Source organism: Prevotella ihumii, assembly GCF_900155655.1.
Lineage (GTDB): Bacteria > Bacteroidota > Bacteroidia > Bacteroidales > Bacteroidaceae > Prevotella > Prevotella ihumii.
On the sequence record NZ_LT706987.1, the window covers coordinates 2,096,782 to 2,114,607 of the forward strand.

The window sequence follows — 17,826 nt, forward strand, 5'->3', positions numbered from 1 at the left end:
TTCGGAAAAATGAAATTAGAAAACAAAGAATTTGGTTTTGAGCGTTTTGCCGACGAAATGGCAAAACTGAAGAAAGAGCAGCATTTCGACTACCTTGTTACGATTGTAGGAGAAGACTTCGGAGCAGAAGAAGGTCTCGGCTGTATCTATATATTTGAAAATACACAAACCCACGAGCGTTGCTCGGTGAAGCAAATGGCAAAGCAGGTGGGCGATGACTATGTTATCCCTACGGTCTGCAAGCTATGGGCTGATGCTGACTTGTTGGAACGTGAGGTTTATGATTTCTATGGCATAAAATTCCTTGGTCACCCTGATATGCGCCGTCTCTATCTGAGAAACGACTTCAAGGGCTATCCTCTTCGCAAGGACTACGATATGGACCCAGCGAAGAATATGTATACCACCGAGGACGACATCGAGGTAGACACCACAACAGAGTGGAACTTGACAGCTGATGGTAAGCTCGTTGCTACTGCTCATAAGCTCTTTACAGACGATGAGTTTGTGGTGAACGTTGGTCCTCAGCACCCTTCTACACACGGTGTGTTGCGTCTGCAAACTGTGCTCGATGGTGAAAAAGTGAAGCGCATTTATCCACACCTTGGCTATATTCACCGTGGTATAGAAAAGATGTGTGAATCGTACACTTATCCACAAACGTTGGCTTTGACCGACCGTATGAACTATCTCTCGGCTATGATGCACCGCCACGCTTTGGTAGGCGTTATAGAAGAGGCTATGGGGATAGAGTTGTCGGAGCGTATTCTTTATATTCGTACCATTATGGACGAGTTGCAACGCATTGACAATCACTTGCTTTACACCTCGTGCTGCGCTCAAGACTTGGGAGCATTGACAGGTATGCTCTACGGAATGCGCGACCGCGAACACGTATTGAACGTGATGGAGGAGACAACAGGTGGTCGCTTAATTCAGAACTATTATAGAATAGGTGGATTGCAAGCCGACATCGACCCTAACTTCGTGGCAAATACAAAGGCATTGTGCAAGTATCTTCGCCCAATGATACAAGAGTATCTTGATGTGTTCGGCGATAACGTGATTACACACCAACGCTTTGAAGGTATCGGTGCGATGAACCAAGAAGACTGTATCAACTATGCTGTAACTGGTCCTGCTGGTCGTGCAAGTGGATGGAGAAACGACGTTCGCAAGTATCACCCATACGCAATGTATAATAAGGTGGACTTTGAAGAAATAGTTTTGACCAATGGCGACTCTATGGATAGATATTATTGCCACATCAAGGAAATGTATCAGAGTTTGAACATCATTGAGCAACTCATTGACAACATTCCTGAAGGCGACTTCTATATCAAGCAGAAACCTATTATCAAGGTTCCTGAAGGTCAGTGGTACTTCTCTGTGGAAGGTGCAAGCGGCGAGTTTGGTGCTTATTTGGATTCACGTGGAGACAAGAGCGCATACCGCTTAAAGTTCCGCCCAATGGGTCTTACCTTGGTAGGTGCGATGGATAAGATGTTGCAAGGTCAGAAGATTGCCGACTTGGTGACAACTGGTGCTGCGTTAGACTTCGTTATCCCAGACATCGACCGTTAAGTGAGTTATGATAAAAAGTAATGAATTAAGAAATAAATCATATACATGTTCGATTTTAGTATAGTAACAAGATGGTTCGATGAGCTGCTAAGGGGAACTTTAGGGCTTGGTGATTTCGGTGCCATTCTTATCGAGTGTGTGATAGTTGGCTTGGCAATTATTATTGGCTATGCCGTTCTTGCTATCATACTCATCTTTATGGAACGCAAGGTTTGTGCTTATTTCCAATGTCGTATCGGTCCTGTTCGTGTGGGCTGGTGGGGAACATTGCAAGTATTTGCCGACGTGTTGAAGATGTTGATTAAGGAAATCTTCGTAGTAGATAAGGCTGATAAACTGCTCTACTACTTAGCTCCGTTCCTTGTCATCACAGCCTCTATCGGTACTTTCTCGTTCCTTCCTTGGAACAAGGGAGCAGCCGTGTTAGACTTCAACGTGGGTATCTTCCTTGTAACAGCTATTAGTTCTATTGGTGTTTTGGGTGTTTTCATCGCTGGTTGGGCAAGTAACAACAAGTACTCGGTGCTTTCTGCTATGCGTGCAGCCGTTCAGATGATTTCATACGAGCTCTCTTTGGGTATCTGCTTGATTTCTGCTGTTATCCTTACAAATACAATGCAGATTTCGGGTATTGTGGAAGCACAGACAGGTCCTTGGCAGTGGCTTATCTTCCAAGGCCATATTCCTGCAACGTTGGGCTTCTTGGTGTTCTGTATTGCTGGTAACGCTGAGGCTAACCGTGGTCCTTTCGACTTGGCTGAGGCTGAAAGCGAGTTGACAGCAGGTTATCACACCGAGTACAGCGGTATGGGATTTGGCTTCTACTACTTGGCAGAATACCTCAATCTCTTTGTGATTTCGGGTCTTGCTACAACCATCTTCCTTGGCGGTTGGGCACCTATTAATATAGGTATAGAGGGCTTCGATGCCTTGATGAACTACATCCCGGGCATCGTTTGGTTCCTTGGTAAGACCTTTGTGGTAGTATTCCTTCTTATGTGGATACGTTGGACTTTCCCTCGTTTGCGTGTTGACCAGATTTTGAAGCTCGAATGGAAGTATCTTATGCCATTGAGCCTTGTTATCTTGGTGCTTATGACAGTTTGTGTAGCGTTCGGTTGGACATTCACAATAGCATAAGAGGTTAATCATAAAGTAGAAATAAAGAATTCATTATTCTAATGGAAAATAAAGAATCATATTTCGGTGAGATAGGAAGTGCTTTTAAGACCTTGGCAACCGGTTTGAAGACCACAATGAAGGAATACTTCACGCCAAAGTCGACAGAGCAATATCCTGAAAACCGTAAAACAACGCTTCACGTTGCCCAACGCCACCGTGGTCGCTTGGTGTTCAAGCGTGATGAAAGCGAAAATTATAATTGCGTTGCTTGCTTGATGTGTGAGAAAGCGTGTCCTAATGGCACTATCCGCATCACAAGCGAAATGCGTACAGACCCTGAAACTGGTAAGAAGAAGCGTGCGCTTTTGAACTATCAGTACGATATGGGCGACTGTATGTTCTGCCAACTTTGTGTAAACGCTTGTAACTTTGATGCTATCGAGTTTACAAACGACTTTGAAAACGCTGTTTTCGATCGTTCGCAACTCGTTATCCATCTAAATGAAGAAGTGTACAAGGGCGGTTCGCTACCTAATATTATTGATGGTGGAGCTGATTGGCAAGTAGGAACGTTTAACACTAAAACCAAGTAATAGGAGATAAAGTTATGGCTAAATTAATTGTATTTGCTATTTTGGCGGTGGTGATACTTGCTTCTGCGGTATTCTGCGTGTCAACAAAGCGCATTATGCGAGCTGCAACAGCATTGTTGTTTGTGCTCTTTGGCGTAGCAGGACTTTATTTCCTGCTGGATTATACATTCCTCGGTACTGCCCAAATCAGTATTTATGCGGGTGGTATTACAGTAATGTATATCTTTGCTATTCAGTTGGTTAGCAAGCGTACACTTCAAGGTTTGTCTGAGAGATGGATGGGTAAGCGTACACTTCTTGCTGCATTGATAGCTTTGGTAGGTGCTGCCACAGTATTGGGTGTATTCTGTAAAAACAAGATTCTTTCAGAACTTGTGTCTACCAATACGCCAAACACTGAAGTTACAATGGAAGTTATCGGTAAGAACTTGATGAGTGCCGACAAGTATGGCTATGTATTGCCATTCGAGTTTATCTCAGTGTTCTTGTTGGCTTGTATCATCGGCGGCTTAGTTATTCTTAATATTCGTAAAAATGAGGAGGTAAAATAATGATACCAGTAGAATATTTTTTCGTCCTTAGTGGATTGTTATTTTTTATTGGAGTCTTTGGTTTTGTAACTCGTCGCAACCTTGTTGCAATGCTTATCTCCGTAGAGTTAGTTCTCAATAGCGTAGATCTCAATTTTGCTGCGTTCAATCGTATGCTCTATCCAGATGGATTTGAAGGTATGTTCTTTACCATCTTTTCAATCGGTGTGAGTGCGGCTGAGTCGGCTGTTGCCCTCGCTATTATTATTAATGTTTACCGTCATCTCCACAGCGATCAGGTGAACAGTATTGAAAATATGAAATTATAAGAAAGCTATGTTTGATTACGCATTTTTGATACTTCTCCTTCCATTCCTGAGCGCAATAGTTTTGGGATTGGCTGGTATGAAGATGCCGAGACCCGTAGCTGGTTTCATCGGCACAACGATGTTGGGCGTGCTTTTTGCAATGAGCCTTTACACTGCTTATCATTACTTCTTCTACACGGGCGAATACACTGCTATGGGGCAGACGTTCAATGTGGTGGACGGACGATTGGCAAGTGGTGTTTATCCAACAGTAACGGTCTTCAACATCACTTGGTTGAAGTTTTCTGAGTTCTTGACCTTTAACATTGGTTTCCGTTTGAGCCCAATCAGTGTGATGATGCTTGTTGTTATCACAACGATTAGCTTTATGGTTCACATCTATTCGTTTGGTTATATGGCTGAACGCGATGAGAAATATAAGTTTGAGGAATATGAACACGGTTTCCAACGTTTCTATGCCTACCTCTCAATGTTTACAATGTCAATGTTGGGCTTGGTAGTTGCAACTAACGTATTCCAGATGTATCTCTTTTGGGAGTTGGTGGGTGTATGTTCTTACTTGCTCATTGGTTTTTATTATCCAAAGCATACAGCAGTTCACGCAAGTAAGAAAGCGTTCATTGTTACACGCTTTGCCGACTTGTTCTTCCTCATTGGTATCTTGTTCTTTAGCTTCTATGTAGGCACATTCAATTATGATTTGTCTGCCGATCCTTCATTGGTTGGCAAGTTGACAGCCGTAGCTACCAATCCTAACACAGCTTGGGTAATCCCAACAGCATTGTTCTTGATGTTTATTGGTGGTGCAGGTAAGTCTGCAATGTTCCCACTTCACATTTGGTTGCCAGATGCTATGGAAGGTCCAACACCTGTTTCAGCGTTAATTCACGCTGCTACAATGGTTGTTGCAGGTGTATTCCAAGTGGCAAGTATGTTCCCAATCTACATTAAGTTCGGGGCTGTTGAACAGTTGCACTGGATAGCTTACATTGCTGCATTTACAGCGTTCTATGCTGCTGCAGTAGCTTGTTGTCAGCGTGACATTAAGCGTGGTTTGGCATTTTCAACCATCTCGCAGATTGCTTATATGCTCGTTGCACTCGGTGTATGTTTTGCTATTGAGAACGAAGAAGGCGGTTTGGGCTATATGGCTTCAATGTTCCACCTCTTTACCCACGCTATGTTCAAGGCGTTGTTGTTCCTTTGCTCTGGTGCAATTATTGTTATCATCGGCAGCAACTTCAAGGAATATATGGGCGGCTTGCACAAATATATGCCTATCACCAATGCTTGTTTCTTGATAGGTTGCATTGCTATCAGCGGTGTATGGCCTTTTGCAGGCTTCTTTTCTAAAGACGAAATCGTTAGTGCTTGTTTCCAATTCTCTCCAGCTTTGGGTTGGTTTATGACTTTGGTATCAGGTATGACCGCTTTCTATATGTTCCGTTTGTACTACGTTATCTTCTGGGGCAAGTCTTATTATGAAGAAGACCCTGAAAACCGTCGCAAACCACAGGAAGTACCATTTGTTATGTGGGGTCCATTGGTATTCCTCGCTATTATTTCTATCTTTGCTGGTTGGATACCATTTGGTCATTTTGTGTCAGCCACAGGTCAGAGTGCTGAAATCCATTTGCAGCACTTCCATTTCTCAAGTGTAGCTTGGTTCAGTCTTTTGGCAGCAGCTATTGGCATCAGTCTTGCCACATGGATGTATATGCCAAAGAACAATCCTGTTGCCGACATGCTTGCTAAGCGTATGCCAGTGATGCACAAAGCAGCTCTCAATCGTTTCTACATTGACAACGTTTGGCAGTTCTTTACCCACAAGGTGGTATTCCGTTTCTTCTCAATTCCTATTGCTTGGTTCGACCGTCAAGTTATCGATGGTACATTCAATTTCCTTGCTTGGGGAACTCAAGAGGCAGGCGAGAGCATTCGTCCTTGGCAGAGTGGCGACGTTCGCCATTATGCAATATGGTTCATTACAGGAACCGTGGCTTTAACATTAGTAATACTTTGCTTGATATAAAGAGATGAGTTGGATTTTAACGATATTTGTAATAATCCCCGTACTGATGCTCTTAGGCCTTTGGGTGGCTAAGAACGACAATCAGGTACGTGGCGTGATGGTAGCAGGTTCTACGGTCTTGTTGGCTGGAGCTATATGGCTCACCATCTATTTTGTGCAGCAGCGTGCAGCAGGAAACACCGATACAATGCTGTTGGCTAATTCTATGATGTGGTTCAAACCACTGAACATAGCTTTTGCCGTAGGTGTTGACGGTATTTCTGTTGTAATGATATTGCTTTCAGCTATCATCGTGTTCACAGGAACTTTTGCCAGCTGGCAGTTAGAACCAATGAAGAAGGAATATTTCCTTTGGTTCGTATTGCTTTCATCAGGTGTATTCGGTTTCTTTATCTCAACCGATATGTTCACGATGTTTATGTTCTATGAAGTAGCTTTGATTCCTATGTACCTTTTGATTGGTGTTTGGGGAACAGGCGCAAAGGAATATTCGGCAATGAAACTTACCCTTATGTTGATGGGTGGTTCAGGTTTGTTGATTTTCGGCTTCCTTGGCATCTACTACTTCAGCGGAGCTTCAACTATGGACGTTATCGAATTGGCAAAGATGCACGCAATGTCTAAGGAGGTTCAGAACATCTTCTTCCCATTCGTCTTTGTAGGTTTCGGTATTCTTGGCGCATTGTTCCCATTCCATACTTGGTCGCCTGACGGTCACGCTTCAGCCCCAACCGCTGTGTCAATGCTCCACGCAGGTGTATTGATGAAGTTGGGAGGCTATGGCTGCTTGCGTATCGCTATGTTCATTATGCCTGATGCACTCGAAATGTGGGCACCTGTGTTCCTTGTACTTACTACTATCTCTGTGGTATATGGTGCGCTTTCGGCTTGTGTACAGACCGACTTGAAGTACATCAATGCTTACTCATCAGTTTCACACTGCGGTATGGTGCTTTTCGCTTTGGTTATGACCACACAGACTGCCATTACAGGTGCTATCCTTCAGATGCTTTCACACGGATTGATGACCGCACTCTTCTTTGCTTGTATCGGTATGATTTACCATCGTGCAGGCACTCGTGATGTGCGTTATTTGGGTGGTTTGATGAAGGTTATCCCATTCCTTGCCGTTTCATACGTTGTGGCAGGTTTGGCAAACCTTGGTCTACCGGGCTTCTCAGGCTTCGTTGCCGAAATGACCATTTTCGTAGGTTCGTTTGAAAATGCAGGACTTTTCCACCGTGTTTGTACCATAACTGCTTGTACCTCAATTGTGGTTACAGCCGTTTACATCCTTCGTGTGGTAGGTAAGATTTTGTTCCAAACCATTCCAAATCAGAAGTTCTACGAGCTTCACGATGCTACTTGGGACGAACGCTTTGCCATTGCAGGACTCATTTTCTGTGTTGCAGGACTTGGTCTTTGTCCTCTCTTCTTCGAGAATATGATTATTGATGCTGTTGGTCCTATCTTCGACCACATCATTGCATACGTTCCAAATTTGGGTAATCTTTAATAAACTGACGAAATGAATTATAGTGATTTCTTTCAAATGATTCCAGAGGCAAGTCTTGTTGCCATTCTGATAATCTTGTTTGTTGCCGATTTTGTTTCGGCAAATACCGAAGAGCGCAAGTGGTTCAATCCGTTGGCTTGTGTTTTGATGCTCGTTAACACCATCGTTTGCTTGTTGCCAATGGAGGCAGTAACAGCTTTTGGTGGTATGTATGTTACCTCTACGGCAGTCAATGTGATGAAGGCTATCCTCTCTTTGGGTACATTCATCGTTGTATTGCAAAGCCGTGTGTGGGCAGCAAAGAGCGGAAAAGAAGGCGAGTTCTATATGCTCATTGTTTCTACCCTTTTGGGAATGAATATGATGATGAGCGCTGGCAACTTCTTGATGTTCTTCCTCGGACTCGAAATGGCATCTGTGCCTATGGCTTGTGCGATAGCTTTCGATAAGTATCGCAACAATTCAGCCGAGGCTGCAGCTAAGTTTATCATCACCGCAACCTTCTCAAGCGGTGTTATGCTCTATGGTATCAGCTTCATCTATGCAGCTTACGGCACAATGTACTTTAGCGATATTGCTGCAAGTCTTCAGGCTACACCGCTCACCGTTATGGGTTTGGTGTTCTTCTTCAGTGGTCTTGGCTTCAAGATATCTCTTGTTCCTTTCCACTTCTGGACAGCCGATACCTATCAAGGTGCGCCAACCACCGTTACAGGCTACTTGAGCGTTATCTCTAAAGGTGCGGCAGCTTTCACCTTGTTGAGTATTCTTTTCCACGTCTTTGGTGGAATGATAGCTTACTGGCACGTGTTGATGATGATTGTTATTGCTCTTTCTATCACCATTGCCAACCTCTTTGCTATTCGTCAGAGCGAATTGAAACGCTTTATGGCTTTCAGTTCCATCTCACAAGCAGGCTACATTATGTTGGCAACATTGGGCAACGACTGGAACACATCTATCGCTTCGTTGAGCTATTACGTACTTATCTATGTGGTAGCCAATATGGCTGTGTTCACCATCATTTCGGTTGTTGAGCAGAACAATGGCGGCAAGACCGAAATTTCAGACTACGATGGTTTCTATAAAACCAATCCACGTCTAAGTTTCTTGATGACCCTCGCAATGTTCTCTCTCGGTGGTATCCCTCCATTTGCTGGTATGTTCTCTAAGTTCTTTGTCTTTATGGCAGGCGTTAAGGGTGCAGACATTACCACAACCGAAGGAGCTTGGATTTATGGCATTCTTTTTGTAGCTTTGATTAACACTGTCATCTCGCTCTACTACTATCTCCAGATTGTAAAGGCGATGTACATCAATCACAGCGACAACCCAATGCCAACCTTCAAGAGCGATTGCAACACCAAGTTTGCTCTTGCCATCTGCACTACGGGCATTGTCCTCTTTGGTGTGTGCAGCTTTGTGTACGAATGGATTGCAGCAGCGGTTTAAGCCCTGCTTTTTATAACTATAAACTTATTCAAAACTCCCATTGGCTTTGCCGATGGGAGTTTTTTTTGTTTTCACATTATATATATAATCCCAAATCGTTTATTCTATTTCTTCGATATTTGTAAGCTACACAACTGATAATCCCAAATCGGTCATTAGCCCGCAAAGGCTTTTTAAAGCGTTTAGATGTTATGCTTTTCTTCGTCTTTGCACCTTATTTTGGCTCTTTTCGTTTGTTTTTTCAGTTGTTTAGCTCGCTAAACGTCTTCAAAAACAACCAAAAATAGCTCAAAATAAGCTCGCAAATCTCGAAGAAGTCTAACGACCGATTTGGGATAATCCCAAATGAAAAGGACCAAAACAAGTAGTAAAGCCGAAGAAAAGCATCAAACTTAACCGACTATAAACGATATTGCACTCTAATAATAATCGTTTTAGGATAATATCCTCCGTCTGTTTTCGTTATTCTTAATAGATGAAAATATTTTGCTCCATATTGCTATTTTTTATGTGCTTGACCGTCAATGCTCAAGTGCCAACCTCTGCTGATGCGTCTTCGTTGCATTTCTTGGGTATTCCTATGAATCTACCTCTCGATGCTTTTGTCGATTCGTTGCACATACGAGGCTTTAAGGACGGGGCAACCCTTCTTCCCGAATTGCGAAACGAGAATGTTACTTATTTGTCGGGACGATACCAAAAAGTGAATAGCAACATTGCTCTTCACACCACCTCTACACAGCAGATAGACACCCTCCGTGTGTATCTCTTGAACGTGAACAACCCCATCTTGAGTTACAAAATTCACAACCACTTTTACCGCACACAATACGGTGAACCTATTTTCGATAATTTTTATGATGTGAAACTTGTAGACCGTGAGCCAAAACTCCAGCTCGCTGCCGACCCTTTTATCACCACTTTCAGACTCACAGGCGGCATTATGCAGATGGAATTGCGCTACGATGCCCGTCTGCACGACTATCTCTACACTCTTCTTTTTCTTCCCACAGCTAATGCCCAACCCGTGCTTTCACCCGAAGACGATAGCGTGATAGAGTGGTAGGGGGAGAGTAAAGAAAAACCGCCATTAAGTTTTACTTTAGTAAGGCTTGATGGCGGTTTTGGGGGAATAATAATGTTGTCAGTGTAGAAATGAGGTAGGCTTAGTTTAGGATGACTATCTTACAACAATCTTTTTCACTTTTCCATCGCTCATTCGCACAATGTTTATCCCTTTGTGTAGTTGAGTTCGGGCTGTGCCATTGAGGTTATATTATTTCACAGGTGTAGTAGATTTGGGTTTAACAATGTTTTATTTTGTTATTTCTATTTCAAGGTCGGGAAGGACTTTATGGACGGCAGTAAGTATGTGTGGCATCTTCTTAGAGCTCCATTGGGAATCAATCCAAAGTGGTGGGTGCTTCTCTATTTCTATTTTGTGTGCTCTTACCTGTCCATATTTATCTCTTCCGTTTTTTAGGTCGTAGCGTAAAATTCTTAATGTTGTTCCGTTGTAGTTTTGTTGCGCAAGGGTTTCAAATTCTTTTATTTTTGCCAAACTTTCGTTATATGCAAAGTTTTGGCGTTTGGCAAGTATGCGACAAATCATCTTAATAAATTCTATTTTGTTGAGCAGGGTACATTCTTTTGCTGTAAAGTCGGGCTCTCCTTTTGTGAAATGAATTGTATAACGTGAGTAATCGCGCGTAGAATTATAGGTTTGTGTGGCAAGGTGGTACAACTTTTTGAATGTTGCTTGTTCCTCTTCGTCCTCAGCTGTATTCTCCATTGCTTGTATTGCCATTAAGATAAGGTCTTTATTGTTGTTCCAAAACTCGTTGAGTAGTTTGGTTTCGTTCTCGCTTGTTGCCATAATTGTAATTTGTTTTGTATTTTTGTTGTCTTTTATTTCTGTTATGCTTGGAAATGTAAGACAGTTGATGTAATCTTTTATTTTAAATTCGGTCTCTTTAGGAATATCACGCATTAGGCAGGGGGATAGCACTTTATCCATTATCTGCTGATAGTTTATTTGTATAAAAGCTTTACATTCGCAGTGTGGTTGGTATTCCTCATTATAGCAGAAGTCCAAATCACTATTGGTTATAGGTGAAAGATAGAGGAAGATATTGGTCTTTGCTTTACCTTTTAAGTCTTTTGGAAATTGCGTGTAATACGTATTTGTTTGATTATCGTGTTCGCTTGATAGCACTTTGTTTTCGATGATAATATTTATTTCTTCTTCATCTATTTGTATTCTTTCTATAAGAATATCAAGTCGCTTTCTGCTTTCTAAAGTGTATTCTGTTGTTGAAATAGCACGATTTAGATTATACTTTTGTAGTAAAATATTGTTGATAATGGTGTCAGTCAGTGGACAAACCCCCTTTATCATCAATGCCCTTTGCGCAATTATTTGTAAAAGCATTTCTAATGGAAATATACCTAAACCGTGGTGCGAATTAGGGTTAAAGAGCCAAGAGAGGAATGAACTATGTGCAGTTTCGTTACGTGCTACATTTAGTATTTCGGCTAACGACTTTTGAGCGTAATATTCTTTTAGCTTGTGTACGTTTGCATCTGTATTGTATGCAAGAAGCATTTGCCTTAATGTAGTTTTATCCGCTTTACTTTCGTGGTCGATTATTTTTAATTGCTTGTTTGATTGTTCTTCAGCCATCGTGAATTATGTTTAGATAAGATTTATTGCAATGGACATACAAAGATACTGCTTTTTTAATATAATAGGCACTAAATATTTGACATTAGCCAATTTATTGTATCGAAGAAGTAGTTTATGGGTAGGTAATGACGAGTAATTAAATTAAAATACATTATGGCAAATTGTAATGAAAGTATCTTTAGAGAATTTAGGAAGATGGTGAATGAAAGCTAAATTAATATCAAATGGATAGCGATGTGCGGTAGATTATAACTTAATGATTGCTTGTGGCTTACATTATCATATATCGATGGCAAAAAAGAAACCGATAAAATGGAGAGATACTAAAATCTTTTTCTTAACTTTGCGGTAAAGTTTTATAATCCTATGAAAAGAACAGAGAAAGTTTTATTGATTTACACGGGCGGTACTATCGGAATGGGACGAAACCCCAAAACGGGTGCTTTAGAACCCTTAGATTTCAATCATTTAGCCGAAAACGTCCCTGAATTTAAGCAAATTCCTACAGAGGTGCACACTTATCAGTTTGTACCTGCTATTGACTCATCTAATATGTCGCCAAAGTTTTGGGGCGAGATTGTGAAGATTATTGTTGATAGATACGATATGTATGATGGCTTTGTTATTCTTCACGGTACGGACACTATGGCTTACACTGCCTCGGCTTTATCGTTTATGTTCGAAAATCTTACCAAGCCTATTATCCTTACAGGATCGCAGTTGCCTATAGGTCAGCTTCGTACAGATGGTAAGGAAAACTTAATGACAAGTATCGAACTTGCTGCTGCTCATCATAAAGACGACACACCAATGGTACCCGAAGTGTGCATCTACTTCAATGGACACTTGCTGCGTGGTAATCGTGCAACGAAGCAAAATGCTGATGAATACAATGCTTTCGACTCGTTCAACTATCCGCACCTTTGCGAAGCTGGTGTAAGTTTCAACTTCAGAAAGCACGCTATATTGATGCCCGACTATTCTAAGCCAATGGTTCCGCATACCAATTTTGATAGCAATGTGTTTGTGTTCTCGCTCTTCCCAGGTGCAGAGGAAAACATTGTGCGCCACATACTTGATGCGCCAGAGTTGCGAGGTATCGTAATGCGAAGTTTTGGTAGTGGTAATGCGCCATCAATGCCTTGGTTGATGAAGTTGTTGAAGCAAGCTTCAGGACGTGGCGTGGTAACTGTTAATGTGAGCCAATGTATTAGCGGCCAGGCAGATATGAGCCGTTACGACACGGGCTATCAGTTGCAAGACGCTGGCGTTATTAGTGGTTTCGACACAACGGTTGAGGCTGCTGTTACCAAACTTATGTTCCTTCAAGGTCAATTTAGCGATACCGAACGTGTGCGCGAGTATATGCAACGCTCTATTGCAGGCGAGATAACTATCCCAAATATCGAAAGCTCGCTTTAACCCAAATCGGTCGTCAGACCAGTCGGACCAGTCGGACCAGTCGGACCAGTCGGACAAGTCAGACACATCCGACTGGTCTGACGACCGATTTGGGTTTAAAAAACTTACCCTCAAATTTTTCCTCTTCGTTGTGTGACGCCTCAATTTAACATTTCAATCTTCAAAATAGCATTGTTCCTTATTTCCTATTTTAAGGTTGAAAACACGCATTGGCTACTAACCGTGTGTCAAAGTTGGTCTTTGAGACGGCTAAACATATATGTTTGACATTGCCAAAGATGAACTTTGAGGAGGTGAACGATGAACTTTGACCTTTCCAAATCTCACCAATTGCCCCTTATTTTGTTCATATTTAGTTTTTCATAGATCTGTATTTACTTACTTTTTACAATATGTTTTGCACACCCCTCTTTACTTTTTAGGTAACCATTTGTATATCAATATATTACGATTGCACACAAATTAGCCCTTATTTTCTGCATAAAACTATTCTTAGTGCAAAATGCGCAAAATATGACGAGTGTATTTAACATTTGCGTGAGCTATAGCCGAGAAAGAGAATGATGGAAACGACAAACAGGAGGACAACAGTGTGGGGTATGCAAGAGCTATTCTTTAAACTTAAAATTCGTTCCTTCTATCAAGAAATTAGAGGAGTTAAAGGGAATTATATTCAAATGCTTACATGCTCTTGCACACATTAAAATCTATTTCAATAGGAGCTTTCTGATGAATATTTTGGTTAAAGAAAGATGCGTATAGGTTGGTTCTATAAATTACCACCGCATATCGTCATTAAACCCAAATCGAATGTTATTTCAACAATCTCATAACCCTGTTCACATAACTCTGGGTTGCTTTAATGCTGTAGCGTGTGCCCCCTTTCCACATTCTTATTGCCTTATCAATGCAGTTTGTAGGGTTGTAGCGTTCCATAAATAAGGTGAACATTTGGATAGATTTATCTTTGTTGTATCTATCGTTTAGGGTAAAGCGGTCAGAGCTGCCTTTACTCTTTAGAATGTTATTGCACACGTTTACTAAGCCTGGCGATATTTGGAGTATGCCGATATACTGTCCGTTGCGTGCCTTGGGGTTTCCTCCACTTTCAAGTTTGCTTATGGCTGTTATAAGCGGAGTCCAATCGAATGTGCTTTTGTTATCACCATTACTTGCTTTAATGTTAAGTGTAACAAGTGTAACTAATAAGCTGAATGTAAGTAGTTTAATTAATCTCATCACGTTTATTTTTTTGAAACTTATAGCAGTACACAAATGGTGTTCTACTGCGGCACGTTCCTATGTGAGATTGAGTTACCACCGTGCCTTTGTTTCATATTAACACAACAAAGATAGGGAAAATATGATGAAAAAGGAGTGAAATGTACATATCTTAACGCAAAAAGCGGTTCTTTAAGATAAAATATTATAATTCTTTAAATAAGTCTTAAAGTTTCAAAATATATTTGTGAGTTTAACGCATTGATACATTGCGTGTTTCTTACTCTTATTTATAGCATTAGTTTGTGCTGTTTTCTCTTCTTTTTCTGCTCTTTTAGGGCAGAAATAAATTAAACCCAAATCGGTCGTTAGACTTCTTCGAGATTTGCGAGCTTATTTTGAGCTATTTTCGTTTGTTTTTGAAGACGTTTAGCGAGCTAAACAACTGAAAAAACAAACGAAAAGAGCCAAAATAAGGTGCAAAGACGAAGAAAAGCATAACATCTAAACGCTTTAAAAAGCCTTTTGCGGGTTAATGACCGATTTGGGTTTAATTATCGGAGTATGGTTGTCGGCAAAACAAAAATATTTGTTTAACTTTGCAACCATTATGAGCAAAGGAAAGTTACAGAAGTTTGCAGAGATGGAAACATTTAAGAATGTTTTCCAATATCCATACGGCGTGATAAGTGAAGTGCCTTTTGAGATGAAGGGGCATTGGCGTGAGCAGTATTTCCACAACGACAATCCTATTGTATTGGAGTTGGGTTGTGGCAAAGGCGAGTACACGGTAGGTTTGGCACGTGTTTATCCCAATATCAATTTTATAGGGGTCGACATTAAGGGCGCACGCATTTATACGGGAGCTAAGCAAGCCTTGGAGGAAGGATTGGATAATGTGGCTTTCTTGCGAACGAGTATTGAGATTATCGACCGCTTCTTTGCAAAAGACGAGGTGCAGGAGATATGGCTTACTTTCTCAGACCCTCAGATGAAGAATGTACACAAGCGATTGTCGTCCACCTTTTTCCTCAATCGTTACCGCAACTTCTTGATAGACGGAGGACTGGTACATCTAAAGACCGACTCTAATTTTCTCTTTACTTACACCACATACCTTGTAGAACGCAACAAGTTGCCTTTGCTTTTCCGCACCGAAGACTTGTATAGCAACGAAACAAATGGCGTGCAAGCAAGCGATTTCGATGAGCGTACAAAGGAGATACTTGGTATTCACACGTATTACGAAAACCAGTGGATAGAGCGTGGATTGAATATAAAGTATATGAAATTTAGCCTTCCTACAGCAGGAGTGTTGGAAGAACCCGAAGTGGAGATAGAGCTTGACGACTATCGTTCATTCAAGCGCACAAAGCGAAGTGGGAAGAATAAGGCGTTTTAATAGTGGCTTTTTATTGCTAAGGGCTTTATAAACGACAGATAATTCGGACGAGTCGGACGAGTCGGACAGGTCGGACAGGTCTGACTTGTCCGACCTGTCTGAATTATTTAAAAGTCTTTACCAATTCTTTGAAACAATCTTTTGTTCTCCATCAATTTTTAAGTCCATGCCCATCAACTTTACAGCAGCATTGGTTGATGATGTGCTTACCCACCCATTAGGTTGGTAGTCTGCTATTTCTTTGCTTGTGAAGTAGAGGTTAGTCATACCCATTTGTTTCATTTGTCCCCAACCCATTTCTATTTGTGATTTAGCAGTTTCGGCGTCCATGCCCATCTTCTGCATATTTGATATTATCATCTGCTTTACCTCGTTTTCGGTCATATCACCTTTGGTGTCGCCTTGCAAGGTAGTTACATTGCCTGTAGTGGTAAGGGTGTAGGTTGTTTTGCCTTTTACACCCTGTTGGAAGGTTCGTGTTTCCACATCTCCCGTCTTTATCGTCTTGCCATAGAACGAGAATATGCTATTGTTGGTTATAAAACTGATAACATTTTCTTCGCTCAGTTGGTCGCCTAATGCCATTATTGCTGTAGCTTTTGGCATAACCTGTTCGAGCATAGGGTTCTTTTTGTACATTTCGTCAAGGTCGGCTATGGCATGTTTGCTGGTTGTTTCTATCACTGCATCGTAGTTTTCTATCTTGGTTATCTTGCCGTTAGCATCGGTGAGGAACACGATAGGTTGGTTAAGCATATATTTGAAGTTTTGCACTCCGTTTTGTTGCATCACCATTTCATCGCCTTTAGTGTCAACATTGGTAAAGGTTGACTCTATTTTAAATCCCTTATTGCTCTTATCTAATACCACATAACGTTGTGTTAAGTCCATAGAAGCCTCTTTTCTTCCACCTCCCATAGGCAAGTCCATCTTAAAGTTATAGGCTGATTGATAGATGGTTGAGTCGCCTTTGTTGAAGTTAGCTTTAATGCTTGTTTGTGCATTTACTACAATTGCAGCGCTGCAAAGCATTGCTGATAAAATGAATGTTTTCATATTAATAGTTTTTTATTGATTGTTATTTCTGTTCCAAAAGTACGGATTTCTTCTTTTTCTGCCAAATAAAACCTCCTTTTATCTTTGGCTTTTTATTTTTTAGCCCCAGTCGGAATAGTCGGACGTGTCGGACAAGTCGGACGTGTCAGACAAGTCAGACAAGTCAGACAAGTCAGACAAGTCAGACAAGTCCGACTGGTCCGACTGGTCTGACTGGTCGGACGACCGATTTGGGTTTAACGATGGCGAGCAACTGGTCGAAAGTATCAATGATATAGTCTGCTCCTGCGGTTTTAAGTTCTTCGTAAGTGCCATTTCCGTAAGTTACCCCACAAGTTTTCACACCGCCATTCTTGCCCATTAGAATATCGAAGGTGGTATCGCCCACTACCAAGGCATTGTCTGTCGAGATGTTGAAGTGGGAGAGTGTTTTCTCCACCGGTTCACCATTAGGCTTAGGGTGTTCCACATCGTCAGCGCCCAAAATGAAGGTGATGTATGGCTCAAGGTGCATTTCGTCAACAAATTGTGCAAGCGAATGATGGTGGCGACTGCTTGCTATGGAAAGAATAATTCCCTTTTCGTGCAGCAAACGTATGGTTTCGATGACCTTTGGGAAAGGTGGCACAGCTCCACGAACGTTCTTTTGTCGGAAAATGTCGCTGTACACGGCAGCGCATTCTTCAGCTTTCTCGTCGCTCATCTCAATGATTGATGAGAAACACTTTGCTAAAGGCAGTCCTATAGTTTTGGCACACGCTTCACGCGTTCGAGGCTCAAGTCCCAATTGGTCAATGGTGGCGAGCATTGTGTCGGTAATAAGCTTTTGAGAGTCGCCCAATGTGCCATCAAAGTCGAAGATTATCAGTTGTATATCCATT

The 17,826-nt window shown here is 41.6% G+C and carries 15 protein-coding genes; 11 read left to right on the top strand and 4 right to left on the bottom strand.

Annotated features, from left to right (window positions below; all coding sequences use genetic code 11):
- The first annotated feature begins 9 nt into the window (after positions 1–9).
- The 9 genes from CZ367_RS09380 (at position 10) to CZ367_RS09420 (ending at position 10,224) form a co-directional block, all read left to right on the top strand.
- Positions 10–1,584, top strand: a complete 1,575-nt coding sequence (locus CZ367_RS09380; RefSeq protein ID WP_077196647.1) for an NADH-quinone oxidoreductase subunit D-related protein — start codon at positions 10–12, stop codon at positions 1,582–1,584.
- A 45-nt stretch (positions 1,585–1,629) separates the two neighbouring features.
- A complete protein-coding gene (gene nuoH, locus CZ367_RS09385) occupies positions 1,630–2,724 on the top strand; it encodes an NADH-quinone oxidoreductase subunit NuoH (protein ID WP_077196648.1) in 1,095 nt (364 codons plus the stop codon).
- Between the two features lie 41 nt (positions 2,725–2,765).
- Positions 2,766–3,299: a NuoI/complex I 23 kDa subunit family protein gene (locus CZ367_RS09390; protein WP_077196649.1), complete on the top strand. Its 534-nt coding sequence runs from the start codon at positions 2,766–2,768 to the stop codon at positions 3,297–3,299.
- A 14-nt stretch (positions 3,300–3,313) separates the two neighbouring features.
- On the top strand, positions 3,314–3,850 hold the full coding sequence (locus tag CZ367_RS09395; RefSeq protein ID WP_077196650.1) for an NADH-quinone oxidoreductase subunit J family protein: 537 nt from the start codon (positions 3,314–3,316) through the stop codon (positions 3,848–3,850).
- Entirely contained in the window at positions 3,850–4,158 is a 309-nt protein-coding gene (nuoK, locus tag CZ367_RS09400; RefSeq protein WP_077196651.1) for an NADH-quinone oxidoreductase subunit NuoK, read from the top strand. The genes CZ367_RS09395 and nuoK overlap by 1 nt, the downstream gene beginning before the upstream one ends.
- 7 nt (positions 4,159–4,165) lie before the next feature.
- Complete coding sequence (locus CZ367_RS09405) at positions 4,166–6,190, top strand: NADH-quinone oxidoreductase subunit 5 family protein (protein WP_077196652.1); 2,025 nt, start codon at positions 4,166–4,168, stop codon at positions 6,188–6,190.
- 4 nt (positions 6,191–6,194) lie between these two features.
- On the top strand, positions 6,195–7,706 hold the full coding sequence (locus CZ367_RS09410; RefSeq protein WP_077196653.1) for a complex I subunit 4 family protein: 1,512 nt from the start codon (positions 6,195–6,197) through the stop codon (positions 7,704–7,706).
- A gap of 12 nt (positions 7,707–7,718) precedes the next feature.
- Entirely contained in the window at positions 7,719–9,158 is a 1,440-nt protein-coding gene (locus CZ367_RS09415; protein WP_077196654.1) for an NADH-quinone oxidoreductase subunit N, read from the top strand.
- Between the two features lie 475 nt (positions 9,159–9,633).
- Positions 9,634–10,224 (top strand): hypothetical protein, encoded by a 591-nt coding sequence (locus tag CZ367_RS09420; protein ID WP_077196655.1) that lies wholly within the window; start codon positions 9,634–9,636, stop codon positions 10,222–10,224.
- 249 nt (positions 10,225–10,473) lie between these two features.
- On the opposite strand, the gene CZ367_RS09425 is transcribed toward CZ367_RS09420, so the two are convergent.
- Complete coding sequence (locus tag CZ367_RS09425; protein WP_077196656.1) at positions 10,474–11,841, bottom strand: PD-(D/E)XK nuclease family protein; 1,368 nt, start codon at positions 11,839–11,841, stop codon at positions 10,474–10,476.
- A gap of 369 nt (positions 11,842–12,210) precedes the next feature.
- Here CZ367_RS09425 and CZ367_RS09430 point away from each other — a divergent pair, with 369 nt between their 5' ends.
- Complete coding sequence (locus tag CZ367_RS09430) at positions 12,211–13,266, top strand: asparaginase (RefSeq protein ID WP_077196657.1); 1,056 nt, start codon at positions 12,211–12,213, stop codon at positions 13,264–13,266.
- 813 nt (positions 13,267–14,079) lie between these two features.
- Here CZ367_RS09430 and CZ367_RS09435 read toward each other — a convergent pair.
- Positions 14,080–14,505: a lysozyme family protein gene (locus CZ367_RS09435; RefSeq protein WP_077196658.1), complete on the bottom strand. Its 426-nt coding sequence runs from the start codon at positions 14,503–14,505 to the stop codon at positions 14,080–14,082.
- A gap of 592 nt (positions 14,506–15,097) precedes the next feature.
- Here CZ367_RS09435 and trmB point away from each other — a divergent pair.
- Positions 15,098–15,889, top strand: coding sequence for a tRNA (guanosine(46)-N7)-methyltransferase TrmB (gene trmB / locus CZ367_RS09440; protein ID WP_077197419.1), 792 nt, complete (start codon positions 15,098–15,100; stop codon positions 15,887–15,889).
- Between the two features lie 117 nt (positions 15,890–16,006).
- Here trmB and CZ367_RS09445 read toward each other — a convergent pair whose 3' ends face one another.
- Positions 16,007–16,945, bottom strand: a complete 939-nt coding sequence (locus CZ367_RS09445) for a hypothetical protein (RefSeq protein WP_077196659.1) — start codon at positions 16,943–16,945, stop codon at positions 16,007–16,009.
- A 181-nt stretch (positions 16,946–17,126) separates the two neighbouring features.
- A complete protein-coding gene (locus CZ367_RS09450; RefSeq protein ID WP_077196660.1) occupies positions 17,127–17,825 on the bottom strand; it encodes an HAD family hydrolase in 699 nt (232 codons plus the stop codon).
- Between the last annotated feature and the right edge of the window lies 1 nt (position 17,826).

Excerpts from the sequence above, each read along its gene's own strand:
- trmB (WP_077197419.1), top strand. The coding sequence starts at position 15,098 with ATGAGCAAAGGAAAGTTACAGAAGTTTGCAGAGATGGAAACATTTAAG.
- CZ367_RS09405 (WP_077196652.1), top strand. The coding sequence starts at position 4,166 with ATGTTTGATTACGCATTTTTGATACTTCTCCTTCCATTCCTGAGCGCA.
- CZ367_RS09395 (WP_077196650.1), top strand. The coding sequence starts at position 3,314 with ATGGCTAAATTAATTGTATTTGCTATTTTGGCGGTGGTGATACTTGCT.
- nuoK (WP_077196651.1), top strand. The coding sequence starts at position 3,850 with ATGATACCAGTAGAATATTTTTTCGTCCTTAGTGGATTGTTATTTTTT.
- CZ367_RS09450 (WP_077196660.1), bottom strand. The coding sequence starts at position 17,825 with ATGGATATACAACTGATAATCTTCGACTTTGATGGCACATTGGGCGAC.
- CZ367_RS09435 (WP_077196658.1), bottom strand. The coding sequence starts at position 14,505 with ATGAGATTAATTAAACTACTTACATTCAGCTTATTAGTTACACTTGTT.
- CZ367_RS09380 (WP_077196647.1), top strand. The coding sequence starts at position 10 with ATGAAATTAGAAAACAAAGAATTTGGTTTTGAGCGTTTTGCCGACGAA.
- CZ367_RS09430 (WP_077196657.1), top strand. The coding sequence starts at position 12,211 with ATGAAAAGAACAGAGAAAGTTTTATTGATTTACACGGGCGGTACTATC.
- nuoH (WP_077196648.1), top strand. The coding sequence starts at position 1,630 with ATGTTCGATTTTAGTATAGTAACAAGATGGTTCGATGAGCTGCTAAGG.
- CZ367_RS09390 (WP_077196649.1), top strand. The coding sequence starts at position 2,766 with ATGGAAAATAAAGAATCATATTTCGGTGAGATAGGAAGTGCTTTTAAG.
- CZ367_RS09425 (WP_077196656.1), bottom strand. The coding sequence starts at position 11,841 with ATGGCTGAAGAACAATCAAACAAGCAATTAAAAATAATCGACCACGAA.
- CZ367_RS09415 (WP_077196654.1), top strand. The coding sequence starts at position 7,719 with ATGAATTATAGTGATTTCTTTCAAATGATTCCAGAGGCAAGTCTTGTT.
- CZ367_RS09420 (WP_077196655.1), top strand. The coding sequence starts at position 9,634 with ATGAAAATATTTTGCTCCATATTGCTATTTTTTATGTGCTTGACCGTC.
- CZ367_RS09445 (WP_077196659.1), bottom strand. The coding sequence starts at position 16,945 with ATGAAAACATTCATTTTATCAGCAATGCTTTGCAGCGCTGCAATTGTA.
- CZ367_RS09410 (WP_077196653.1), top strand. The coding sequence starts at position 6,195 with ATGAGTTGGATTTTAACGATATTTGTAATAATCCCCGTACTGATGCTC.